General features: G+C 70.7%; 19 protein-coding genes. 15 read left to right on the plus strand and 4 right to left on the minus strand.

Going from position 1 to position 21,440, the window contains the following annotated elements; translation table 11 throughout:
• Positions 1-20 precede the first annotated feature (20 nt).
• From ACFWH5_RS12115 to ACFWH5_RS12125, 3 genes are read left to right on the plus strand one after another with little or no spacing between them, the layout of a single operon-like run.
• A complete protein-coding gene (locus ACFWH5_RS12115) occupies positions 21-950 on the plus strand; it encodes a carbohydrate ABC transporter permease (protein WP_378834947.1) in 930 nt (309 codons plus the stop codon).
• Positions 950-1,861, plus strand: coding sequence for a carbohydrate ABC transporter permease (locus ACFWH5_RS12120; protein WP_378834949.1), 912 nt, complete (start codon positions 950-952; stop codon positions 1,859-1,861). Before ACFWH5_RS12115 ends, ACFWH5_RS12120 begins: the two co-directional genes overlap by 1 nt.
• A 3-nt stretch (positions 1,862-1,864) precedes the next feature.
• Complete coding sequence (locus ACFWH5_RS12125) at positions 1,865-2,539, plus strand: DUF624 domain-containing protein (protein WP_378834950.1); 675 nt, start codon at positions 1,865-1,867, stop codon at positions 2,537-2,539.
• Between the two features lie 13 nt (positions 2,540-2,552).
• Here ACFWH5_RS12125 and ACFWH5_RS12130 read toward each other — a convergent pair whose 3' ends face one another.
• The gene (locus ACFWH5_RS12130; protein ID WP_378834951.1) at positions 2,553-3,569 is read right to left on the minus strand and encodes a hydroxyacid dehydrogenase; all 1,017 of its coding nucleotides are present in this window, start codon (positions 3,567-3,569) and stop codon (positions 2,553-2,555) included.
• A gap of 144 nt (positions 3,570-3,713) precedes the next feature.
• Between ACFWH5_RS12130 and ACFWH5_RS12135 the strand changes: the two genes are divergently transcribed.
• From ACFWH5_RS12135 to ACFWH5_RS12185, 11 genes are all read left to right on the plus strand, one after another.
• Entirely contained in the window at positions 3,714-5,606 is a 1,893-nt protein-coding gene (locus ACFWH5_RS12135) for a hypothetical protein (protein WP_378834953.1), read from the plus strand.
• Positions 5,603-6,697, plus strand: coding sequence for a substrate-binding domain-containing protein (locus tag ACFWH5_RS12140; protein ID WP_378834954.1), 1,095 nt, complete (start codon positions 5,603-5,605; stop codon positions 6,695-6,697). Before ACFWH5_RS12135 ends, ACFWH5_RS12140 begins: the two co-directional genes overlap by 4 nt.
• A 141-nt stretch (positions 6,698-6,838) precedes the next feature.
• Entirely contained in the window at positions 6,839-8,473 is a 1,635-nt protein-coding gene (locus ACFWH5_RS12145; protein WP_378834956.1) for a DHA2 family efflux MFS transporter permease subunit, read from the plus strand.
• Position 8,474: 1 nt separating this feature from the next.
• The gene (locus ACFWH5_RS12150; protein WP_378834957.1) at positions 8,475-8,915 is read left to right on the plus strand and encodes a MarR family winged helix-turn-helix transcriptional regulator; all 441 of its coding nucleotides are present in this window, start codon (positions 8,475-8,477) and stop codon (positions 8,913-8,915) included.
• Positions 8,916-8,985: 70 nt separating this feature from the next.
• On the plus strand, positions 8,986-9,462 hold the full coding sequence (locus tag ACFWH5_RS12155) for a MarR family winged helix-turn-helix transcriptional regulator (protein ID WP_378834959.1): 477 nt from the start codon (positions 8,986-8,988) through the stop codon (positions 9,460-9,462).
• Positions 9,463-9,579: 117 nt separating this feature from the next.
• The gene (locus ACFWH5_RS12160; protein WP_378834961.1) at positions 9,580-10,737 is read left to right on the plus strand and encodes a Gfo/Idh/MocA family protein; all 1,158 of its coding nucleotides are present in this window, start codon (positions 9,580-9,582) and stop codon (positions 10,735-10,737) included.
• Positions 10,738-10,740: 3 nt separating this feature from the next.
• On the plus strand, positions 10,741-11,910 hold the full coding sequence (locus tag ACFWH5_RS12165; protein ID WP_378834963.1) for a dihydrodipicolinate synthase family protein: 1,170 nt from the start codon (positions 10,741-10,743) through the stop codon (positions 11,908-11,910).
• Positions 11,907-12,773 carry a sugar phosphate isomerase/epimerase family protein gene (locus ACFWH5_RS12170; RefSeq protein WP_378834965.1) on the plus strand — a complete coding sequence of 289 codons (867 nt, stop codon included), beginning with the start codon at positions 11,907-11,909 and terminating at the stop codon, positions 12,771-12,773. Before ACFWH5_RS12165 ends, ACFWH5_RS12170 begins: the two co-directional genes overlap by 4 nt.
• 25 nt (positions 12,774-12,798) lie before the next feature.
• Positions 12,799-13,575: a sugar phosphate isomerase/epimerase family protein gene (locus tag ACFWH5_RS12175; RefSeq protein WP_378834966.1), complete on the plus strand. Its 777-nt coding sequence runs from the start codon at positions 12,799-12,801 to the stop codon at positions 13,573-13,575.
• 9 nt (positions 13,576-13,584) lie between these two features.
• A complete protein-coding gene (locus tag ACFWH5_RS12180) occupies positions 13,585-14,610 on the plus strand; it encodes a LacI family DNA-binding transcriptional regulator (RefSeq protein WP_378834968.1) in 1,026 nt (341 codons plus the stop codon).
• Positions 14,607-15,713 carry a glycerate kinase gene (locus ACFWH5_RS12185; RefSeq protein ID WP_378834969.1) on the plus strand — a complete coding sequence of 369 codons (1,107 nt, stop codon included), beginning with the start codon at positions 14,607-14,609 and terminating at the stop codon, positions 15,711-15,713. The genes ACFWH5_RS12180 and ACFWH5_RS12185 overlap by 4 nt, the downstream gene beginning before the upstream one ends.
• A 443-nt stretch (positions 15,714-16,156) precedes the next feature.
• Here the strand turns inward: ACFWH5_RS12185 and pgm are convergent, their stop codons facing one another.
• Positions 16,157-17,800 carry a phosphoglucomutase (alpha-D-glucose-1,6-bisphosphate-dependent) gene (pgm, locus tag ACFWH5_RS12190; RefSeq protein ID WP_378834970.1) on the minus strand — a complete coding sequence of 548 codons (1,644 nt, stop codon included), beginning with the start codon at positions 17,798-17,800 and terminating at the stop codon, positions 16,157-16,159.
• A gap of 110 nt (positions 17,801-17,910) precedes the next feature.
• Here pgm and pheA point away from each other — a divergent pair, with 110 nt between their 5' ends.
• Positions 17,911-18,855: a prephenate dehydratase gene (gene pheA / locus ACFWH5_RS12195; RefSeq protein WP_378834972.1), complete on the plus strand. Its 945-nt coding sequence runs from the start codon at positions 17,911-17,913 to the stop codon at positions 18,853-18,855.
• 257 nt (positions 18,856-19,112) lie between these two features.
• On the opposite strand, the gene ACFWH5_RS12200 is transcribed toward pheA, so the two are convergent.
• Positions 19,113-19,658, minus strand: coding sequence for an endonuclease domain-containing protein (locus ACFWH5_RS12200; protein WP_378834973.1), 546 nt, complete (start codon positions 19,656-19,658; stop codon positions 19,113-19,115).
• A 651-nt stretch (positions 19,659-20,309) separates the two neighbouring features.
• Positions 20,310-21,353, minus strand: coding sequence for an LLM class flavin-dependent oxidoreductase (locus tag ACFWH5_RS12205; RefSeq protein WP_378834975.1), 1,044 nt, complete (start codon positions 21,351-21,353; stop codon positions 20,310-20,312).
• Positions 21,354-21,440 lie beyond the last annotated feature (87 nt).

The raw sequence follows: 21,440 nt of genomic DNA on the forward strand, positions 1-21,440 counted from the left end.
GCTGACGAAAGAGCCACCGCATGACCAGCACCACCGCGCCGGATGCCGCCGCCAGGGCGACCGGTCGCCGCCGTCGCTCGGCGCTGCGCCGCCGGAACACCCTGATCGGCTGGACGTTCATCCTGCCGAACTTCCTGGGTTTCGCCGCCTTCACCCTCGTGCCGGTGGTGGTGCTGTTCTACATGGCGTTCACCAACTGGAACGTCTTCGGCAAGGCCGACTTCATCGGCATGGCCAACTTCGAGCGACTGCTCGGCGACGGCAGCTTCCGCACCGCGTTCTGGAACACCATCTACTACTCGGTGATGCACATCCCGTTGACGATCGTCGTCTCGCTGGGTCTCGCCCTGCTGCTGAACAACAAGCTCCGCGGCGTCGCCTTCTTCCGTACCGCCGCCTTCTTCCCCTACATCACGTCGATCGTGGCGATCGCGGTGGTGTGGAACCTGCTCTTCAGCCCCGACTACGGGCCGATCAACGCGATCCTGCGCGCCGTGGGCTTCGAGAGCCCGCCCGGCTGGCTCACCTCGAAGGACTGGGCGATGCCGGCGGTCGTGATCGTCAGCACCTGGCGCGACATGGGCTACTACATGATCCTGTTCCTCGCAGGTCTGCAGACCGTGCCGCGCGAGCTGCACGAGGCCGCGCGCATGGACGGGGCGAACGTCTGGCAGCGCTTCACCAACGTGACCCTGCCGTGCCTGCGGCCAACGATGTTCTTCGTCACCGTGATGCTCACGATCAACTCCCTGAAGATCTTCGACCTGATCCTGGTGATGACGGACGGCGGACCCGGTCAGGCGACCATGGTGCTGTCGCAGTTCATCTACCGGAAGGGCTTCGAGGAGTCGCAGTTCGGATACGCCTCGGCCGCGGCCGTCGCGCTGTTCTTCATCTGCATCCTCGTGACCATCGCCCAGTTCCTCTGGAACAAGAAGCGGAGCGTGTGATGACCGAGACCCAGCTTCTGGTGGCCGGCGAGAGCAAGCTCCGCAAGCTCACCGACCAGCCGCAGCCCCGCGTCGGCGAGCCCAGCGGGGGCCGGAGCATCGCCCGCGGGTTCGGCTACCTGGCCCTGATCGTGTTCGCGATCGGCCTGCTGGCTCCGTTCGCCTGGATGGTGCTCAGCTCACTGAAGAACGCGAACGACGTGTTCTCGGTGCCGGTGGTGTGGTGGCCCGAGACCTTCGTGTGGCAGAACTACCTCGACATCTGGGCGAAGGCCGACATGCTCACCTGGATTCGCAACACGCTGCTGCTGGCGGTCGTGGTGACGTTCCTGCAGGTGCTCACCGGCTCGTTCGCCGCGTACGGCTTCTCGCGTATGCGCTTTCCCGGGCGCGACGTGCTGTTCCTGGCGTACATCGGCACCATCGCCGTGCCATGGCAGTCGTACATGATCCCGCAGTTCATCCTGCTGTCGAACCTCAAGGTGTCCAACACGCTGTGGGCGATCATCCTCATCCAGGCGTTCGGCGCCTTCGGCGTCTTCCTCATGAAGCAGTACTACGAGACCATCCCCGAGGAGCTCAGCGAGGCCGCCCGGCTGGACGGGCTGAGCGAGTACGGCATCTGGCGGCGCATCATGATCCCGCTGTCGGTGCCGGCCATCGCGAGCCTGACGCTGCTGACGTTCGTGAACACCTGGAACGACTACCTGGGCCCGCTGATCTACCTGCGCAACCCCGATCTGTGGACGATCCAGCTCGGACTGAAGAGCTTCGTGTCGAACCTGTTCGACACGAACTACGCCCTGCTGTTCGCCGGCCTGTCGATCTCGGTGATCCCGATCGCGGTGATCTTCCTGCTCGGCCAGAAGTACTTCGTCGAGGGCATCGCCACCAGCGGCATGAAGGGCTGAGCCATGAAGCGCATCCGGCACGACACGTGGGCGTCGATCCTCGGCGTGATCCACCTCGGGCTGATGGTGAACCTGCTCGTGCTGGTCACCGCGTCGCCGCTGGTCGTGCTGCTCGTCACCACCGACCCGATGCGATCGTGGCCGCTGCTCGCCCTCGCGGCGCCGCCGGCGGCCCCCGCGCTCGCCGCGGCGTTCGCCACGTTCCGTGCGCACGACGAGGGTGAGACGCAGGTGGTGCGGGCCTTCCTGCGAGCCTGGCGCGCCACGGCGCGCGCGTCGCTGCTCATCGGCACCGCGGCGACGGTCGCGGTCGTCGTGCTGCTGGTCGACGTCCGGATGCTGGCCGCTACGGCGGCATCCGTCGTGGTGGTGCCGCTGCTCCTGCTGCTGGTGGCGCTCGCGGCGGTCGTCACGCTGCTGTCGCTGGCGGCGGTCGCCGAGGTGCCTCAGGCCCGTCTGCGCGACGTGGTGCGCGCGGCGCTGTACCTCGGCGTGCGTCGCTGGTACCTGCAGGCTCTCTCGTTCGCGGTGCTCGGCGTGCAGTGCGCCGTCTTCACCGTGATGCCGGCCGTCGCGATCGGCATCACTGCCGCGGCCGCACTGTACGTGGTGTGGGCGAACAGCAGACACAGCCTGCGTCCGGTGCTGGAGCGGGAAGAGGCGCCGGCCGACCGGTGAACGGAAGCGCGCCTCAGGCGCTCAGCCCCAGGTCGTCGGGTCGCACCGGGTACCGGGGCTCGGCGCCGGCGACGTACGCCTGCAGTTCGTCGAGCGCGGCATCGGCGAGCCGACGGGTCTCGGTGCCGAGCGAGCCGGCGATGTGCGGTGTGATGACCACGTTCGGCAGACTGCGCAACTCGGCGGTGGCGGGCAGCGGCTCGGGCTCGGTGACGTCGAGAAGCGCATCCAGGCGCCCCGTGCGCGCCTCGGCGAGCAGCGCCTCGTGGTCGAGGATCGAGCCGCGCGCGGTGTTGATCACCGTCGCGCCGTCGCGAAGCGCGGACAGCTGCGCGGCCGCGATCATGTGGGTCGTGGAGGGAAGCGCGGGCGCGTGCAGGGAGAGCACGTCGACCTGCGGCAGCATCCGCTCCAGCGGCACCAGCGTCGCTCCCGTCGCGGCGACGGCTGCCGGATCGGCGAACGGATCGGCGACGAGCACACGCAGGCCCGAGAAGGCGCGCAGCAGGTCGACGACGCGCCGGCCGATGCGCGAGTACCCGACGATGCCGATCGTTCGATCCAGGTTGCCGATCGAGCGCTGCATCAGCTGGTCGCCCCAGCCGGCGTCGTCCATCGCCGGCGTGCGCACGTGCGTGAGCACTCGCTTGCCGGCGAACAGGATCGCCGCCAGCGTGAACTCGGCCACGGGCACGGCATTCGCCTCGGCAGCGGTCGTGATGCGGATGCCGCGTGCCCAGAACTCGTCGGAGACGTGGTGTCGCACGCTGCCGGCGGCATGGAACACCGCGCGAAGGCGGGGGAGGCGCGCGAGCAGCCGAGAGTCGAAGTGCGGTGCCCCCCAGGAGGTGACCAGCACCTCGACCTCGGCGAGGGTGTCGTCGAGGTCGGGAGAGGAGAGGTCCTCGAGGAGCACCGGCGCGGGCACGTCCGCCAGGTCGGCGAAGCGGGCGCGTCGGGTGTCGTCGAACAGCAGGTCGAAGGCCTCGGCCGACATGACCGCGTGTGCTCGGGGCCGGGATCTGGCCATGTGTGTCTCTCCGTCGAAGAATCCGCTTGCGATGGCGGTCCTCTCAGTGAAGACTGAACACCGAACATTTGCAACCAGTTCGAAACATCTCAATCGAGTTCGAACATTATCGATCGTTGCGCATCCGCGAAGCGAGGAGAGCCCATGCTGATCCCCCGAGGCGCCCTGCGCGCACTGTGGGAGGCGTCGGGCGATCCGCACGGCCGGATCGCCGTGCCGGTGGCGACCGACCGCCTGTTCTGGGACGGCCTCGGCGACAGCGTGCGCGCGGTTCTGCTCGCCGAGGCCGACGGGGCGAGCCGAGAGCCCTGGCCGCAGCCGCTGCTCTCGCAGTGGTCCGCCTACGCCCGCACCGGGGATCGCTCCCGGTACGAGACCCAGAACTTCGATCGCAATCGCCGGATCCGCATCGCCGTGCTCGCCGCCGCGATCGAGCCCTCGGACCAGCGCGTGCTCGCGGCGGCGGACGGTCTGTGGCTGAAGAGCGAGCAGGCCACCTGGTGCTGGCCCGCACACGACGACGTCTTCACCCGCGGGCTGAGAGTCCCCGACCGGGAGCGCCCGTTCGTCGACCTCGGTGAGGGGGAGGACGCCGCGCTCGTCGGCTGGTCGTCGCTCGTGCTCGCCGAGGCACTCGACGCACTCGCGCCCGGCCTGCGCGATCGGCTCGCGGCCGAGGTCTGCACCCGCGTGCTGCGGCCTTTCGTGGAGAGGCGCGACTGGCACTGGGAGGGTGCGGAGGGCCGGGTGCACAACTGGGCGCCGTGGATCCACAGCAATCTGCTCGTGGCGGCCGTCGCCTGCGCCGATGACGCGCTGCGCGAGCAGGTGTTCGCGCTGTGCGTCGACGGCATCGACCGCTACCTCGCCCAGCTGCCTGCCGACGGGGCCATCGACGAGGGCTTCGGGTACTGGTGGCAGGGAGCGGCGCGGACGTTCGACGGCCTGGCGCTGCTGGATGAACTCTGCGGCGGCGCCGTCCGCGCAGCGATCTCCTCCGGTGAGCTGGCCGGCGTCGGCGAGCTCGTGCGGTTCCCGCAGCGCATGCGCCTCGGTCGTGGCTGGTTCGCGAGCTTCTCGGATGCCGAGGCGCGGACCGACGCCGGCACGCCGTGGCACACGCTGTATCGCGCCGCGCGGTTGTGCGCGGACGAGGACGCCGCCCGCGTCGCCCTGGAGGAGCGCAGCCGGCCGCTGTGCGGTCTCGACCGGGGAGTGGCCGCGGGGCTGGGACGGATGCTCGCCGAGCTGGCCGACATCCGCTCGGGCGTGGTGCCCGCGGTCATGGAGGGTGGAGCGTCCGCGGCTGCCGAAGACGGCGTGCGCCGTGTCGCATCGGCGGAGCGCATGGCTGCCGCGGGAACCGTCTTCCTGGCATCGATCGGCGTCGGCATCCGGCGCAGCGATGCGGTGACCGTGGTCGCCAAGGGCGGGCACAACGGCGAGAACCACAATCACAACGACCTCGGGTCGGTCGCCGTCGCCGTCGACGGCATCCCGCTGCTGCCCGATCTCGGCCGCGCCGAGTACACCGCACAGACCTTCTCCGAGCGTCGCTACGAGCTGTGGAACGTGCGCAGCGACTGGCACTCGGCACCCATGCCCCGAGGTGCCGTGCAGGCTGCCGGTGAGCGATGGGCCGCGCCGATGGCCGCGGTGGACGGCGGCTGGCGCATCGATCTCGGCCGCGCGTACCCGGCCGCGGGGGATACGGTCGCGGACGCCTGGACCCGCACGGTCACGGCCGCCGACGGCGTGCTGAGCATCGTCGACGAGTCGGATGCGCTCACCGACCCTGCCACGCGCATCGTGGTGATCTGCGCGGGTGTGCCGGAGCGCACCGCCGACGGCATCGTCGTACCAGCCCGTGAGGGATCCCGCGGGCTGCTGCTGACGCACGACCCTGCCGACGTCGAGTTCGAGGTCAGGGCGGTCGAGGATCCGTATCTGAGGACGTCATGGGGCGACCGCGTGACGCGAATGCTGTTCGCGCCGGTCGCGACGCCCCGCTGGGAGATGAGGGGAAGGGCACGATGAGCGACGACGCCAAGCCGGTGTTCGGAATCGCCAGACGCGAGCGGATCATGGACGAGCTGCGCCTGCACGGGGCGGTGCGCGTGGCCGACCTGGCGCGCGAGTTCGAGGTGTCCGAGCTGACGATCCGCCGTGACATCGGCGAGCTCGCCGATCGAGGGCTCGTCACGCGCGTGCACGGCGGGGCCACTCTGCGCAGCCGGCTGGACACCACGGTCACGCCGCGAGCGGTGTCTGCCCCGCGCTACCGCGTGGGCATGGTGGTGCCGTCGTTGAGCTACTACTGGCCGCAGGTGGTCATCGGGGCCAGGGCCGCCGCCACCGAGGTCGGCGTGCAGCTCGTGCTGCGCGGGGCGAGCTACGAAGCCGCCGATCAGCGTCGCCAGATCACGTCGCTGGTGGAGTCGGGCAGCATCCACGGTCTGATCGTGGCCCCCGAGAACCTCGGACCCGACGGCCACGCTCTGCTCACCTGGCTCGAGCAGCTTCCCCTGCCCGTCGTGCTCGTCGAGCGGCGCACACCGTCGTCGCTCGCGCTCACCAGCCTGGAATGGGTCACCACCGATCATGTGTTCGGCGGCTACCTGGCCGCCTCGCACCTCGCCACCCTCGGCCACCGCTCGGTCGGCATCCTCGCCTCAGCGCAGTCGCCGACCTCCTGGCAGCTGCGACGCGGCTGGAGTCAGGCCGTCGCCGAACTGGGGCTGACCCAGACGCTCGACCTGAATGCATCGCTCGACGACATGGAGGGGCCGGAGCGCGCGGACTTCGTCGGCGCCCTGCTCGACCAGCTGCGCGAGACCGGCACGTCGGCGATGCTGATCCACTCCGACCCGCAGGCACTGCTCGTGCAGCAGAACGCGCTCGATCGCGGCTGGGCCCTGCCCGAGGATCTGTCGATCATCGCCTACGACGACGAGGTCGCCGAGAACGGCTCGCCTTCCATCACGGCCCTGCGGCCGCCGAAGCAGCACGTCGGCCGGCGGGCGGTCGAGGTCATGCTCGCACGCCTCACGGAAGGAGCGGGCAGGCCGGTCGAACGGGTGCAGGTGGTGCCCACCCTGCATCCGCGCGAATCCACGGCCGCCGTCTGACGATCCCTGGATCGGAGGACATGGTTGAGCTCGGGCAATAGTTGACTGCTATCAACGATCGGTGCTATCGTTGACGAAGATCAACCATTCTCCAGGAGCGTCACTCTTTTGAATTCCACCCCTTCACCGTCCGCAGGAACCGTGCGCTCGGCGCGCGAGGTCTTCACCGCGATCTCTGGCCTCATCGTCGGCATGTTCGTCGCCGTGCTCTCGGGCACCGTCGTCTCGACCTCGCTGCCGGTCATCATCGCCGACCTCGGCGGCACCCAGGCGCAGTACACCTGGGTCATCACCGCCAGCCTGCTGGCGACCGCCGTCTCCACTCCCATCTGGGGAAAGCTGGCCGACCTGCTCGACCGCAAGGTGCTCGTGCAGCTCTCGCTCGTGCTCTTCACCGCCGGCACGGTGATCGCCGGATTCTCGACCGACACCAACATGCTCATCGCCGTCCGCGTCGTGCAGGGCATCGGCGTCGGCGGCCTGATGTCGCTGGTCATGGTCGCGGTCGCCCTCATCATCTCGCCCCGCGAGCGCGGAAAGTACATGGGCGTCGTGGGCGGAATCATGGCCTTCGCGACGATCGGCGGACCGCTGCTCGGCGGCCTCATCACCGATGTCTGGGGCTGGCGCGCCAACTTCTTCGTCGGCGTCCCGTTCGCCGTGCTCGCGCTCGTCCTGCTGCAGTTCACCCTGCACCTGCCCAAGCCGCAGAACGCGAAGGTCTCGATCGACTACCTCGGCATCGCGCTGCTCGCCGTCGGCGTGTCGGCCCTGCTGATCTGGGTCTCGATGGGCGGCTCGCAGTTCGACTGGGATTCGTCGACCAGTTGGGTCCTGGGCATCGGTTCCGCCCTCGTCATCGTCGCCTTCGTCGTCGTCGAGTTCATCGTCAAAGAGCCGATCGTGCCGATGTCGCTGTTCCGCAACAGGACCTTCACCCTGTCGGTGATCGCCTCGATCGCGATCGGCGTGTCGATGTTCGCCACGTCGGTGTTCCTCGCCCAGTACTTCCAGCTCGCGCGCGGCGCGACGCCCACCGAGTCGGGGCTGATGACGATCCCGATGATCGTCGGGCAGATGGGCGCGTCGATCATCATCGGCCAGCTGGTGAGCCGCTTCGGCAAGTGGAAGGGCTGGATGATGCTGGGCTCGGTGCTCGCGCTCATCGGCGTCGTCCTGATGTCGACGCTGCACTACGACACCCCGTTCGTCCTGGTCGCGGCCTTCATGTTCGTGCTCGGCGCCGGCCTCGGCATGGTCATGCAGAACCTGACCCTCATCGTGCAGAACGACACCCCGCCGCAGCAGCTCGGCGCCGCGTCGTCGGGCGTCAACTTCTTCCGCACGATCGCGGGCACCATCGGCGTCACGATCATGGGCTCGATCCTCGCGACCAACGTCGGCACCTACATCAAGGACGGTCTTGGCGCGTTCGTCCCGAAGTCGCCCGGCGAGATCGAGGCGCTGAAGTCGCTCGGCTCGGGCAACGTGCCCGACATCTCGACGCTGCCCGACAGCATCCGTCGCGTCGTCGAATCGGCCTACGGTCTCGGCATCGCCGATGCGTTCATCGTCGCCGTGCCGCTCGCAGTGATCGGCGTGATCGCGATCGCGTTCATCCGCAACAAGCCGCTGTCGACGAAGAATTCGGCGGAGCAGCTGCGCGAGCAGGCCGAGGGCTCGGCCATCGAGGTCGCCGGCGCCGAGGTCGGAGCGTCGACCGGCAGCATCCGTGTCGTGGAGGACGGCGGGCGCGTGCGCGAGCAGGTGCGCTGAGATGGATGCCACGCAGGCGGCCGACGACGCGCTCGCCGACTTCCAGGGCCACCTGAACCTCATCTTCGCCCGCGCCAGGACGCTGTGGAAGGAGTCGGCCGCCCGCGTGCATCCCGAACTGCAGCCCTCGGGCTACAAGCTGCTGTCGTACATCGCCCGCACGGGCGATGCGAGCGCCCATCAGCTCGCAGAGCTGTTCGGCATCGACAAGTCGATGGTCAGCAGGCAGATCCGGATGCTGGAGGACTTCGGTCTTCTCGAATCGCGCCCCGACGAGCGCGACGGGCGGCTGCGCGTGCTGACGGCCACTGCCGAGGCGGAGCGTGTGCTCGCGACGCTGCGCCGGGAGAACGCCGAGCGGATGCGCGCCGTGCTCGCCGAGCTCGCGCCCGAGGAGGTCAGGGCCGCCTCCAAGGCCTTCCGCCTGCTCGCCGAGGTCTGATGCCGTATCGGCGATGCCGACGTCGGTCCCGTCGGGCGGATGCCGGAGGCCCCGCCGTTAAGCTGGCGGCATGAGCGACGTCCCGGCCGATCCGCACGCGTCAGAGGCGACCCTGGCCGATGAAGCGCTCGACGACGCCGTCGCCCGTGTCGAGCGCGAGCTGGGGCGGCTGTTCGCCCGGATCCGGGTCGGCTGGCGCGAAGCCGCCGCCACGGTGCATCCCGACCTGCAGCCCCTCGGCTATCAGGTGCTGACGTCCATCGTCAGCGGGCATGCGACGACCGCGGGAGCCATCATCGAGCGCCTGCAGACCGACAAGTCGGCCGTGAGCCGGCAGGTGCGCCAGCTCACCGAGCTCGGGCTGGTCGAGAGCGTCCGCGATCCGGACGACCGGCGCGCGAGACGCCTCGTGGCGACGCCGCTCGCCACCGAGCGCGTCACCGCCGCCCGCGCCGCCTACGAGAGCCGGCTCAGCGCGCGCCTGCGCCGCTGGTCGGCCGAGGACCTCGACCACGTCGCGGATCTGCTGGACGAACTCGGCCGCTGACACGAGGCGCACCCGCGGGCTTGCGCTCGCGACCCGAACCTGCTTACATATGGGAAAGCGCTTACCAGTTGCATCCGAGCGCGACGACTTCCGACCGAACGACAGAAACGGACAACCATGGCAGACGCGCGCCAGATCGGCATCATCATGAACGGCGTCTCCGGACGCATGGGCTACCGACAGCACCTGGTGCGCTCGATCCTCGCGATCCGCGACCAGGGCGGCATCGAGCTCGCCGACGGCTCGAAGGTGACCGTCAAGCCGCTGCTCGTGGGGCGCAACGAGACCAAGCTCGCCGAGATCGCCGCGCAGCACGGCATCGACGACTACACCACCGATCTCGACGCCGCGCTCGCCGACCCGCAGTGGGAGATCTACGCCGACTTCCTCGTCACCAAGGCGCGTGCGAGCGCGATCCGCAAAGCGATCGCGGCAGGCAAGGCGATCTACACCGAGAAGCCCACGGCCGAGTCGGTCGATGAGGCCATGGAACTCGCTCGTCTCGCCGAGAGCGCGGGTGTGAAGACCGGCGTCGTGCACGACAAGCTCTATCTGCCCGGCCTGCAGAAGCTGAAGCGCCTCATCGACTCGGGGTTCTTCGGTCGCATCCTCTCGGTGCGCGGCGAGTTCGGCTACTGGGTGTTCGAGGGCGACTGGCAGCCGGCGCAGCGTCCGAGCTGGAACTACCGCACCGAGGACGGCGGCGGGATCATCAGCGACATGTTCCCGCACTGGAACTACGTGCTCGAGAACCTGTTCGGCGAGGTGCGCAGCGTGTACGCGCAGGCCGCGACCCACATCCCCGAGCGCTGGGACGAGAAGGGCGAGAAGTACACCGCCACCGCCGAGGACGCCGCCTACGGCATCTTCGAGCTCGAGGGCGGGATCATCGCCGAGATCAACTCGTCGTGGACCGTGCGCGTGAACCGCGACGAGCTCGTCGAGTTCCAGGTCGACGGCACGCACGGCTCGGCTGTCGTCGGGCTGTTCGGCTGCAAGATCCAGCCGCGCAACGCCACCCCCAAGCCCGTGTGGAACCCCGACCTCGAGGACGCGCACGACTACGACGCCGACTGGCAGACGGTGCCGACGAACGACGTCTTCCTGAACGGCTTCCGCCAGCAGTGGGAGGAGTACCTGACCTCGTACGTGCTCGGCACCGAATACGCCTTCGACCTTCTCGCCGGTGCGCGGGGCGTGCAGTTCGCCGAGGCCGGGCTGGCCTCGAGCGCCGAGGGCCGCAAGATCTCCCTGTCGCCGCTGAGCCTGGACTGACCGATGAGCACACTGCGACTTCTCGCCGCGGACGGCACGGTGTCGGACGCGTCGCTGAACGACTCCGGCGGGTACGCACGGCCGTCGGCCGCGCTGCAGAGCCGTGTCGCCTACGCCGCCGCGCACGTCGTGCCGAGGGTGCACGCCGACAACACGCCGGGGCAGCCGGCCGACATCGACTGGGACTCGACGCTGGCGTTCCGCCGCAACGTGTACTCCTGGGGTCTCGGCGTCGCCGACGCCATGGACACCGCGCAGCGGAACATGGGACTGGACGCCGCGGCGACCCGTGAGCTGATCGCCCGCAGCGCCGAGGTCGCACGCGAGGAGGGCGGCTCCGTCGTGGTCGGCGTCAACACCGACCACGTCGACGAGAACCGCATCTCCCTCGCCGAGGTGATCGACGCCTACCGGTCACAGCTGCACTTCACCGAGGAGCAGGGTGCAGGACCCGTGCTGATGGCATCCCGCCATCTCGCCCGGGTCGCCGCATCCGCCGACGACTACCGTCGCGTGTACCGTGCCGTCCTCGAGTCGGCGACCACCCCGGTGGTGCTGCACTGGCTGGGCACCGCCTTCGACCCCGAGCTGCAGGGCTACTTCGGCGCCGATGACTGGCAGACCGCATCCGGCGTGCTGCTCGACATCATCGCCGAGAACCCGGGCAAGGTGGCGGGCGTGAAGATGAGCCTGCTGAACGCCGAGAGCGAGATCTCGGTGCGCGAGCGCCTTCCCGAGGGCGTGCGGATGTTCACCGGCGACGACTTCAACTACGTCTCGCTGATCGGCGACTCCGGTGCCGGCGAGCGGCCGTACTCCGACGCGCTGCTCGGCGCCTTCGCCGCCATCACGCCGGTCGCCTCCGCGGCGATCCAGGCGCTGGACGCCGGCGATCCCGCCGCGTACCAGCGCATCCTCGGTCCCACCGAAGAGCTCAGCCGCCAGGTGTTCGCCGCACCCACGTTCTACTACAAGACCGGGGTCGCGTTCCTTGCCTGGCTGAACGGACACCAGCCGGCCTTCCAGATGGTCGGCGGCCTGCACTCGGCGCGCAGTCTTCCGCATCTCAGCCGGATCGTCGAGCTCGCGAACGCCTCGCTCGCCCTCGAGAATCCGGAGCTCGCGCGCGAGCGCTGGCACGGGATGCTGCGCCTGAACGGAGTGGACGCATGAGCGCCGTCGATCCCCGCCTGTCGATCAACCAGGCGACCATCAAGTACGCCGACCTCGAGACCGCTCTGGCGGTCACGGCGAATGCCGGCATCCAGGCGATCGGGCTCTGGCGCGAACCGGTGAACGCCGTGGGCCTCGACGTCGCGGCGAAGATGCTGGCCGACTCCGGGCTGCGCTTCACGACGCACTGCCGCGGCGGGTTCTTCACGCTGCCCGACGGTCGCGAGCGGTCTGCCGCGCTGGACGACAACCGTCGCGCGATCGAGGAGACCGCGACGCTGGCCGCCGCCGGCGCCGAGGGCTCCACCGCGGTGCTCGTCCTGGTCGCCGGCGGACTGCCCGCCGGGTCACGCGACCTGGTCGGCGCCCGGGAGCGGGTGCGCGACGCGCTCGGCGACCTCGCCGACGACGCGAAGGGCAGTGGCGTGACGCTGGCGATCGAGCCGCTGCATCCGATGTACGCCTCGGATCGCTGCGTCGTGTCGACGCTCGGGCAGGCGCTCGACATCGCCGCGGACTTCGAGCCGGAGGTCGTGGGCGCCGCCGTCGACACGTTCCACATCTGGTGGGATCCGCAGGTGCTCGCGCAGATCGCCCGTGCCGGCCGTGAGCGCCGCATCGCCACGTACCAGGTGTGCGACTGGAGAACCCCGCTCGCCGAGGATGTGCTGCTCTCGCGGCACTACACCGGCGACGGCGTGATCGACTTCGGGTCACTCACCCGCGCCGTGGTCGAGACCGGCTACGACCGCGACATCGAGGTGGAGATCTTCAACGCCGACATCTGGGCCGACGCACCGGATGCCGTCGTACGCCGCACCGCAGAGTCCTTCGCCGACGCGATCAGCCCGCACCTGCCCTGATCGGCGGACGGGAGAGGATGGGGAGATGACGATCAGACCAGGGCTCTGCTCGGTGACGTTCCGGCAGCTCACCCCCGAGCAGATCGTCGACCTCGCCGCCGACGCGGGGCTCGAGACGATCGAGTGGGGCGGCGACGTGCACGTGCCGCCCGGCGACGCGAAGCGCGCCGCCGAGGTCGCGCGGCTCACGACGGATGCCGGCCTGGCCGTGAGCTCGTACGGATCCTACTTCCGGGCGGGTTCCGACGAGCGTCTGACCCCCATCCTCGACAGTGCCGAGGCGCTCGGCGCGGACCGCATCCGCGTGTGGGCGGGATCGGTCGATGCGGCCGACGCCGACGAGGCGGACTGGACGGCCGTGATCGGGCGGCTGACCGAGGCCGTCGCCGAGGCCTCGGCCCGCGGCATCCGGCTCTCGCTCGAATACCACCGGCGCACCCTCGCGCCCGACCCCGCGTCGACGACCCGGCTGCTGGATGCCGTGCCGGGGCTGGGCACGTACTGGCAGCCGGCCGTCGACGCTCCCGACGCGCAGGCGCTCCGCGAGTTCGCGGCGCTGACCCCGCGCGTCGACGCCGTGCACGTCTTCTCGTGGTGGCCGGCGGCCGAGCGGCGACGTCTGCACGAGCGGGCCGGGCTGTGGCAGGGCCTCTTCGCGGCGGCATCCGCGCTTCCCGAGCCTCCTCGCGACGCCCTGCTGGAGTTCGTGCCCGACGACGAGCCGGCACTGCTGGCGGCCGAGGCGGCCACGCTGCGCGGCTGGATCGCCGCGGCGCCGGAGCAGAACGCGCCCGCTCGGTAGGCTCTGCTCATGACTGATGCGGTACGGCGCGCGGGACGCGCCTCGACCCCGACGCTGCACGACGTCGCGCGTGCAGCGGGCGTCTCGCTGGCCACCGCGTCGCGGGTGCTGAACGGCTCAGAGCGCAAGGTCGCCGAGTCGTTCCGCGAGCGTGTCGAGCAGGCGGCGGCCGAGCTCGGGTACACGGCGAACGTCTCCGCGCAGGCGATCGCGCGCGGCACCTCGCAGGTCATCGCCCTGCTCGTCGCCGACATCGCCGACCCGTACTTCGGACTGATCGCGTCCGGCGTCGCGCGTGGCGCCGATGAAGAGGGACTCATCGTCACCGTCGCCATCACCGAGCGCGAGCCCCAGCGCGAGGCGCGCATCCTCCACGCGCTCCGCGGCCAGCGCCCGAGGGGCGTCATCCTCGCGGCATCCCGCTCGGGCGAGAGCGAGAAGGTCACCGTCGACGAGCTGACCGCGTTCCGCGCCCTCGGCGGGCGCACGGTGACCTTCGGGCCCGGGGGAGACCGCACCATCGGCATCGACAACCGCGGCGGAGCAGAGCGGCTGGGTCGCGCCATGGCGCAGCGCGGATATCGGCGCGCGGTCGCCCTGGGGGCGGCCGAGGGGGTGCGCACCTCCGACGATCGCCTGAGCGGCTTCGCGGCCGGCTTCGCGGCAGACGGCGGCGAGGTGAGCCGCGTGTACCGCGGCACGTTCGAGCGCGAGTCGGGCGCCGCCACGATGGCCGCAGCGCTCGCCGACGGCATCGAGCCCGGCACCCTGGTGTTCGCACTCAGCGACGTGGTCGCCATCGGAGCGATGACCGCGATCCGCGACGCCGGGCGCACCGTCGGCTCCGACATCGCCGTGTGCGGCTTCGACGACGTGCCTGTCAGCCGCGACGTGACGCCGCAGCTCACCACCGTCCGCGTGCCGCTGAGCGACCTCGGGTACCAGGCCTTCCGGGCGATCGTCGACGCCGACTGGCAGTCCGTTCCCGCCGATCTCGAGGTTCTCGTGCGCGCCAGCACGCCCGGGATCGGATGATGCGGATCGTCTTCGCTCCGGACAGCTTCAAGGGCACGATCACGGCGGCGGACGCCGCCCGGGTGCTCGCCGGCGCCTGGCGCACGGTCCACCCCGGTGCCGAGGTCGTGCTGCGTCCGATGGCCGACGGCGGCGAGGGGACGGTGGCGGCCTTCGCGGCGGCCGTGCCCGGCGCCCGCCGGATGCCGGTCACCGTCGACGGTCCGGCCGGCGCCGCGGTCGCGGCGAGCTGGCTGCTGCTGCCCGCATCCGATGGCGCCCCGCAGGGCACCGCAGTGATCGACCTCGCCTCGACCTCGGGCATCGAGCTGCTCGACGAGCTGAGGCCGTGGGACGCCGACTCGGCCGGCTTCGGGCAGGCCATCGCCGCGGCCCTCGATCACGGGGTGTCGCGGCTCGTGCTCGGCATCGGGTCGAGCGCTTCGACCGATGGGGGCACCGGGATGCTGCGCGCGCTCGGCGCGCGCTTCCTCGGCGCCGACGGCACCCCGGTCGCACGGGGAGCCCGTGGGCTGGCCGACATCACGCACGTCGACCTCTCCCGGCTGCGCGCCGCGCCGGAGGTGCTGGTGCTCACCGACGTGACCAACCCGCTCACCGGGCCGCGCGGCGCGGCCGAGGTCTTCGGCCCTCAGAAGGGGCTCACGGATGCCGGTGACCGTGCACGCGCGGATGCCGGACTGACCCGCCTGGCCGGGCTGCTGGGGCTCGATGTGTCTGTTCCCGGCGCGGGGGCGGCGGGCGGCGTGGGCGGTGCGCTGGTCGCCTGGGGTGCGCGGCTGCTGCCCGGCGCGGGAGAGATCGCGCGGCTGATCGGGCTGGCCGACGCCGTGGCCGGGGCCGACGTCGTCGTGACCGGCGAGGGGTCCTACGACGGGCAGTCCGGCGACGGGAAGGTGCCCTTTTTCGTCGCCGCGATCGCCGCCGGCGCCGGAGTGCGCGCGGCCCTGGTGGCCGGGCGCATCGCCGACGATGCGGACACCGCCGGCTTCACCGCATCCGCCTCGCTCATCGAGCTCGCCGGCTCCTCGGAGTCCGCCCTCGCGGAGCCGGTGCGCTGGCTGCACGAGGCCGGGGTGACGCTGGCGCGCGCGCTCGCCTGATCTCATCCCCTTCAGGTGTCACGATTCGCCGCATCCTGGCCCCGTGAGGCGACCATGTGCGCCACCCGAAGGATGCGCGGGTCGGCGCGGGTCGGGCTGGTCTTCTTCGGGTGTCACGATTCGCCGCATCCCGGCCCCGTGAGGCGACCGTGTGCGCCACTTGAGGGATGCGCGGGTCGGGCTGGCTTTCTTCAGGTGGCGCGACATCCCGGATCGTGAGGCGACCATGTGCGCCACCCGAAGGATGCGGGGCGTCGGCTGGTCCTCTTCGGGTGTCACGATTCGCCGCATCCTGGCCCGTGAGGCGACCATCTGCGCCACTCGAGGGATGCGGGGGTCGGCGCGCGTCGGGCTGATCTTCTTCGGGTGGCGCAATTCGCCGCGTCCCGGCCTGCGAGGCGACCATGTGCGCCACCCGAAGGATGCGGGGAGACTCGTTCGGCTCAGCCGCCCAGTGCCGCGGTCACGACCGCCCCGGCTTCCTCCTGCACCTGTGCGAGGTGCTCGGCGCCGCGCAGGCTCTCGGCGTACAGCTTGTAGACGTCCTCGGTGCCCGACGGGCGTGCCGCGAACCAGGCATGCTCGGTCTGCACCTTCAGGCCGCCGATCGCCGCGCCGTTACCCGGCGCGTGCGAGAGCTTCGCGGTGATCGGCTCGCCGGCCAGCTCGGTGGCGCTCACGGCATCCGGGGAGAGCCTGCCGAGCGTCGCCTTCTGATCGGGTGTCGCCGGGGCGTCGACCCGCTGATAGGCGGAGGCGCCGAAGGCCTCCTCCAGCTCGCGGTAGCGCTCCGACGGGGACTTGCCGGTGACGGCGATGATCTCGGCAGCGAGCAGGCACAGCAGGATGCCGTCCTTGTCGGTCGACCAGACGCTGCCGTCCCTGCGCAGGAAGGAGGCGCCGGCGGATTCCTCGCCGCCGAACGCCACGGAGCCGTCGAGCAGGCCGGGCACGAACCACTTGAAGCCGACCGGCACCTCCAGCAGGCGGCGGCCGAGCGATTCGGCGACCCGGTCGATGATCATCGACGAGACCAGCGTCTTGCCGATCGCGGCATCCCGCGGCCAGTCGGCCCGGTGCGAGAACAGGTAGTCGATCGCGACGGCGAGGTAGTGGTTCGGGTTCATCAGCCCGGCATCGGGCGTGACGATGCCGTGCCGGTCGGCATCCGCGTCGTTGCCGGTGAGCACGTCGAAGTCACCGCGCTTCGCGACGAGCGACGCCATGGCGCTGGGCGAGGACGGGTCCATGCGGATCTTCTCGTCCCAGTCGAGCGTCATGAACCGCCAGGTCGGGTCGACCTCGGGGTTCACGACGCGCAGGTCCAGGCCGTGCATCTCGGCGATCAGCGCCCAGTACTCGACGGATGCTCCGCCCAGCGGGTCGGCGCCGATGCGCACGCCGGCGCGCTTGATCGCGTCGATGTCGATGATCGAGGGCAGATCGCGCACATACGCGTCGCGGAAGTCGTACTCGCCGATGGAGTCGCCGTCGACGTCGGCGTAGCGGATGCGCGCCACCCCCTCGAGGCCCGCCTCGATGAGTTCATTCGCGCGCTGCGCGATCCAGCCGGTGGCATCGGTGTCGGCGGGGCCGCCGTGCGGCGGGTTGTACTTGAAACCGCCGTCGCGGGGCGGATTGTGGCTCGGGGTGACGACGATGCCGTCGGCGCGACCGGGATCGGAGGCGGCCAAACCGCGGTTGTGGGTGAGGATCGCGTGGCTCAGCGCCGGCGTGGGCACCCACGAGTCGCGGGAGTCGGTGCGCACGTCGACGCCGTTCGCGATCAGCACCTCGATGGCGCTGCGCTCGGCGGGCAGCGACAGGGCGTGCGTATCGCGCCCGAGGAACAGCGGCCCCTCGATGCCCTGGCTGCGCCGGTAGTCCACGATGGCCTGCGTGGTGGCGAGGATGTGGTCCTCGTTGAAGCTGGACGACAACGCGGAGCCCCGATGGCCGCTGGTGCCGAAGGCGACTCGCTGCGTCGGGTCCTTCGGGTCGGGATGCCGGTCGTAGTACGCGGCGATCAGCTCGTCGACATCGATGAGATCCTTTTCCTCCGCGGGGAGGCCTGCACGGCTCGTCATGGGGATAGTCTGCCCCGCTGCGCCGCGGGGCGCATCCTCGCCGTCATCCGGATGCCTCCCGATGCCGTCGGATGCCGGGACGGCGGAATCGGCCGCACTAGGCTTGCGGGGTGACCGAACGCCGCACGTACAGCTATCTGGGCCCCGCCGGAACCTTCACCGAGGCGGCGCTCGACCAGGTGCCCGAGGCGCGCGGACACGAATGGAAGCCGGTGCACAACGTGGGCGAGGCGCTCGCCGATGTGCTCGAGGGGCGCAGCGATGCGGCCATGATCGCCATCGAGAACTCCATCGAGGGCGGGGTCTCGACGACCCTCGACGCCCTGGCCACCAAGCCCGGTCTGCGCATCGTGGGCGAGTACCTGGTCAAGGTGAACTTCATCCTCGTCGCGAATCCGGGTACGACGCTGGATGAGGTGACGGTGATCGCCGCGCACCCCGTGGCGTACGCGCAGTGCCACGGTTGGCTCGGTGCACACCTGCCCCGGCATGCGCACGTGCCGGCGGCCAGCAACGTGGCATCCGCGCTCGGCATCCTCGACGGCACCCTGCCCGCCCAGGCGGCCATCGCGGCCCCCGGCATCGTGCAGCACCACGATCTCGAGGTGCTCGCCGAGAACGTCGGCGACAACGACAACGCCGTGACCCGCTTCGTGCTCGTCGCGAGCACCGTCGCGCCCGCCGAGCCCACCGGCGCCGATAAGACCTCGCTCATCGTCGAGCTGCCCGAGGACCATCCCGGCGCCCTGCTCGAGCTGCTCGAGCAGTTCTCCACCCGCGGCATCAACCTGTCGCTCATCGAGTCGCGGCCGATCGGCGACGAGCTCGGCCGGTACCGGTTCGTGCTCGACGCCGACGGGCACATCCACGACGAGCGCATGGCGGACGCGCTGCTCGGCATCCGCCGCTTCAGCCCGCGGGTCGTGTTCCTCGGCTCGTACCCGCGTGCCGACCGCCGCATCGTGCAGTACCCCGACCGCTACGCCGACGACATCTTCGTCGAGGCGCGCGACTGGCTCCGCGGCCTCATCGCCGGCGAGCCCGAGCGCGCCTAGCCCGCGGCGCAGCTCGCGGTCGCGGTTCGCGCCCCGCTTCGCGCACCCCGCTTCGCGCCCGCCGCTTCGTGCCCGCCGCTTCGCGCCCGCCGCGGGACCGTCCCCGTTTCGCCCCGCGCGGATGGATTTCACACCTCCACGTGCCGCCGCAGCGGCGTTTTCCATCCGCATCCTCTGGGAGCGGATGGATTTCGCCGGTGGTCGAGCGCTCGCAGCGACGTTTTCCATCCGCTCCGGAGGAGCCGCCGAAGCGGCGGTCACCGAATGCGGGATGCGATGGCGCGACGGATGCGGGAGAGCAGCGCCTCGGCACCTTCTTCGAGGTCATGCTGGGTGAGGCGGATCACGATCCACCCGCGATCCTCGAGGTCGCGCTGACGTCGAATGTCGCGGCGCCACTGAGCCTTGTCCGTGCGGTGCCCATCGCCCTCGTATTCGATCGCGATCTTCAGCTCGGGGTAGGCCAGATCGGCGCGGGCGACCAGTCGCGCCCCGTCGCAGACCTCGTGCTGCACGACGGGCTCAGGCAGGCCCGCCCGGACGATCAGGCGGCGCGTCTCGGTCTCCTTCGGAGACTCCACGCCTTCGCGAGCGAGTGGGAGCGCCGCCCGGATCGTTCGATGGCCGGGGAACGTTCGCCAATGGCCGAGCTTCGCTTCGATGTCCTCGATCGTGTACACGGGCCGACCCGGAATGAGTCCCGGGTAGTCGTCCGCCGATGTGAGCAGAGCGTCGATCATGACGACGGCCTCTTCGATCGTCACGTCGAGGGCGCTGGTGAACAGCGCGGCGACGGGGTCCACGACCGGTGAGGATCCGAGCCTCCACGTATCCGCACGATGCCCGGCGAGTCGCCGACCCCGCACGCCTGTCGTTCCGGGAGGTGTCATGTCCAGGGGGACGGCGACGTCGATCGGCTCGCTCGGCCGCCACCGGTGCGGATGGGGCAGTCCCCACAGGCGCGCCGCCGTCCTGCCGACGTACCTCTGTCGTGGTTTCAGTCGAGGATGATGGCAGTCGATGCGCTGCAGGAACGTTTCCGGCGCAGTCGTCGAGCGCACGCCGCGGAACGGCCGGTGCAGGTCGCGGCTGTCCCGGCGAGCGCGCCCGACACCGGCGGCCGATGCCTGCGCCAGACTGAACGCGGTGCCGAGCCGTTGGGGAAGCTCGATCCGATGCCGCATGCAGACAGGCTGAAGGAAGCGACGCATCCGGCGACCGTCGATTCCCGGCCGTTGGGGAGAACTCGCCGGCGTCACCGAGGCGTGCAGAACCTTGCGCTCCGGCCCGCGCGGATGGGTTTCGCGGGTCCACGCGCCTTCGCAGCGACGTTTTCCATCCGCATCCCCGTGGGGCGGATGGATTTCGCCGGTGATCGGGCGCCCGCAGCGACGTTTTCCATCCGCCCGCGGCAGAACAACCGCCCCTGCGGGCGGTGTCGCGCGCCCGCCCGCTCAGCCGGCCAGCAACTCCAGGGTCTGCGCGCGGCCGGTCGCGGCATCCAGAGCGTCGCCGTCGTAGGCGCCGGCGACGGGCGAGATCATCACCTCGTCGACGCCGTGGCGGGTGGCGAAGTCGGCCACCGATGCGCGCACATCCGCCGCGGCCCCGACGAACCAGCGCGACCGGATGCCGTCGATCAGCGACCGCTCGTCGGCATCCCCCGCCTCCTGCAGGCCCCGCTGCGCCTGCTCGACGGTCTCGAGCGCGGCGAGCGGCTGGTTGCGGCGCAGCCGCGCCATCATGCGCAGCTGCGGCAGCGCCCGCTCTTCGGCCTCGTCGGCGGTGGGCGCGGCGACCACGTTCGCCGTGAGGAAGGTGCGCGCCTCGGCGAGCGTCTCGCTCGGCCGGAAGCCGGAGCGGTACAGCTCGAGCGCGCGCTCGAGCCCCTGCCCCGAGAAGTGGTTCGCGAAGACGTACGGCAGACCGAGGGATGCCGCCAGCTGCGCCGAGTAGTCACTCGAGCCGAGCAGCCAGATCTCCGGCGTGGCGGATGCGGCGGGCGTGGCCCGCACCGCGTACTCCCCGCCGCTGGTGAACTGCACCGTCGCCCCCTCGGGGCGCAGCATCAGGGCGATGTCCTGCACGTGCGAGGGGAAGCGCTCCACATCGCCGGCCGTGCCCGTCGCGCGCAGCAGCTGGGTGATCACGGGATCGCTGCCCGGCGCCCGTCCGATGCCGAGGTCGATGCGGCCCGGGGCGATCGCCTCGAGTGCCGCGAACTGCTCGGCCACGATGAGCGGTGCGTGGTTCGGCAGCATCACCCCGCCGGAGCCGACCCGGATGCGCGTCGTGCGCGACGCCGCGGCGGCGATGAGCACCGGGGGAGCGGTCGATGCCACCGACGGCATGTTGTGGTGCTCGGCGAACCAGTATCGCCGGAAGCCGAGTTCGTCGGCCCGCTGTGCGAGGGCGAGGGATGCGGCGACCGCCTGCGCGCTGGTCTGGCCGGTGCGCACCGAGACGAGGTCGAGGACGGAGAGTGCGGGAGAAGTCATCGTCAAGGGCAACCGTGTGCGCGGTTCCCGCATTCCGCGAGGGGCTTGACCGTCTCGGCTCCGGTGGCGTAGTCAGGGGTCAGGAGA

Origin of the sequence: Microbacterium sp. NPDC058345, from assembly GCF_042723855.1 — a bacterium.
Classification (GTDB): domain Bacteria; phylum Actinomycetota; class Actinomycetes; order Actinomycetales; family Microbacteriaceae; genus Microbacterium.

What these genes read in the sequence shown, in the direction of transcription:
- ACFWH5_RS12115 (WP_378834947.1), top strand. Translation starts at nt 21, where the DNA reads ATGACCAGCACCACCGCGCCGGATGCCGCCGCCAGGGCGACCGGTCGC.
- ACFWH5_RS12180 (WP_378834968.1), top strand. Translation starts at nt 13,585, where the DNA reads ATGACTGATGCGGTACGGCGCGCGGGACGCGCCTCGACCCCGACGCTG.
- ACFWH5_RS12125 (WP_378834950.1), top strand. Translation starts at nt 1,865, where the DNA reads ATGAAGCGCATCCGGCACGACACGTGGGCGTCGATCCTCGGCGTGATC.
- ACFWH5_RS12205 (WP_378834975.1), bottom strand. Translation starts at nt 21,353, where the DNA reads ATGACTTCTCCCGCACTCTCCGTCCTCGACCTCGTCTCGGTGCGCACC.
- ACFWH5_RS12155 (WP_378834959.1), top strand. Translation starts at nt 8,986, where the DNA reads ATGAGCGACGTCCCGGCCGATCCGCACGCGTCAGAGGCGACCCTGGCC.
- ACFWH5_RS12160 (WP_378834961.1), top strand. Translation starts at nt 9,580, where the DNA reads ATGGCAGACGCGCGCCAGATCGGCATCATCATGAACGGCGTCTCCGGA.
- pgm (WP_378834970.1), bottom strand. Translation starts at nt 17,800, where the DNA reads ATGACGAGCCGTGCAGGCCTCCCCGCGGAGGAAAAGGATCTCATCGAT.
- ACFWH5_RS12130 (WP_378834951.1), bottom strand. Translation starts at nt 3,569, where the DNA reads ATGGCCAGATCCCGGCCCCGAGCACACGCGGTCATGTCGGCCGAGGCC.
- ACFWH5_RS12165 (WP_378834963.1), top strand. Translation starts at nt 10,741, where the DNA reads ATGAGCACACTGCGACTTCTCGCCGCGGACGGCACGGTGTCGGACGCG.
- ACFWH5_RS12175 (WP_378834966.1), top strand. Translation starts at nt 12,799, where the DNA reads ATGACGATCAGACCAGGGCTCTGCTCGGTGACGTTCCGGCAGCTCACC.
- ACFWH5_RS12140 (WP_378834954.1), top strand. Translation starts at nt 5,603, where the DNA reads ATGAGCGACGACGCCAAGCCGGTGTTCGGAATCGCCAGACGCGAGCGG.
- ACFWH5_RS12120 (WP_378834949.1), top strand. Translation starts at nt 950, where the DNA reads ATGACCGAGACCCAGCTTCTGGTGGCCGGCGAGAGCAAGCTCCGCAAG.
- ACFWH5_RS12135 (WP_378834953.1), top strand. Translation starts at nt 3,714, where the DNA reads ATGCTGATCCCCCGAGGCGCCCTGCGCGCACTGTGGGAGGCGTCGGGC.
- ACFWH5_RS12170 (WP_378834965.1), top strand. Translation starts at nt 11,907, where the DNA reads ATGAGCGCCGTCGATCCCCGCCTGTCGATCAACCAGGCGACCATCAAG.
- ACFWH5_RS12150 (WP_378834957.1), top strand. Translation starts at nt 8,475, where the DNA reads ATGGATGCCACGCAGGCGGCCGACGACGCGCTCGCCGACTTCCAGGGC.
- ACFWH5_RS12185 (WP_378834969.1), top strand. Translation starts at nt 14,607, where the DNA reads ATGATGCGGATCGTCTTCGCTCCGGACAGCTTCAAGGGCACGATCACG.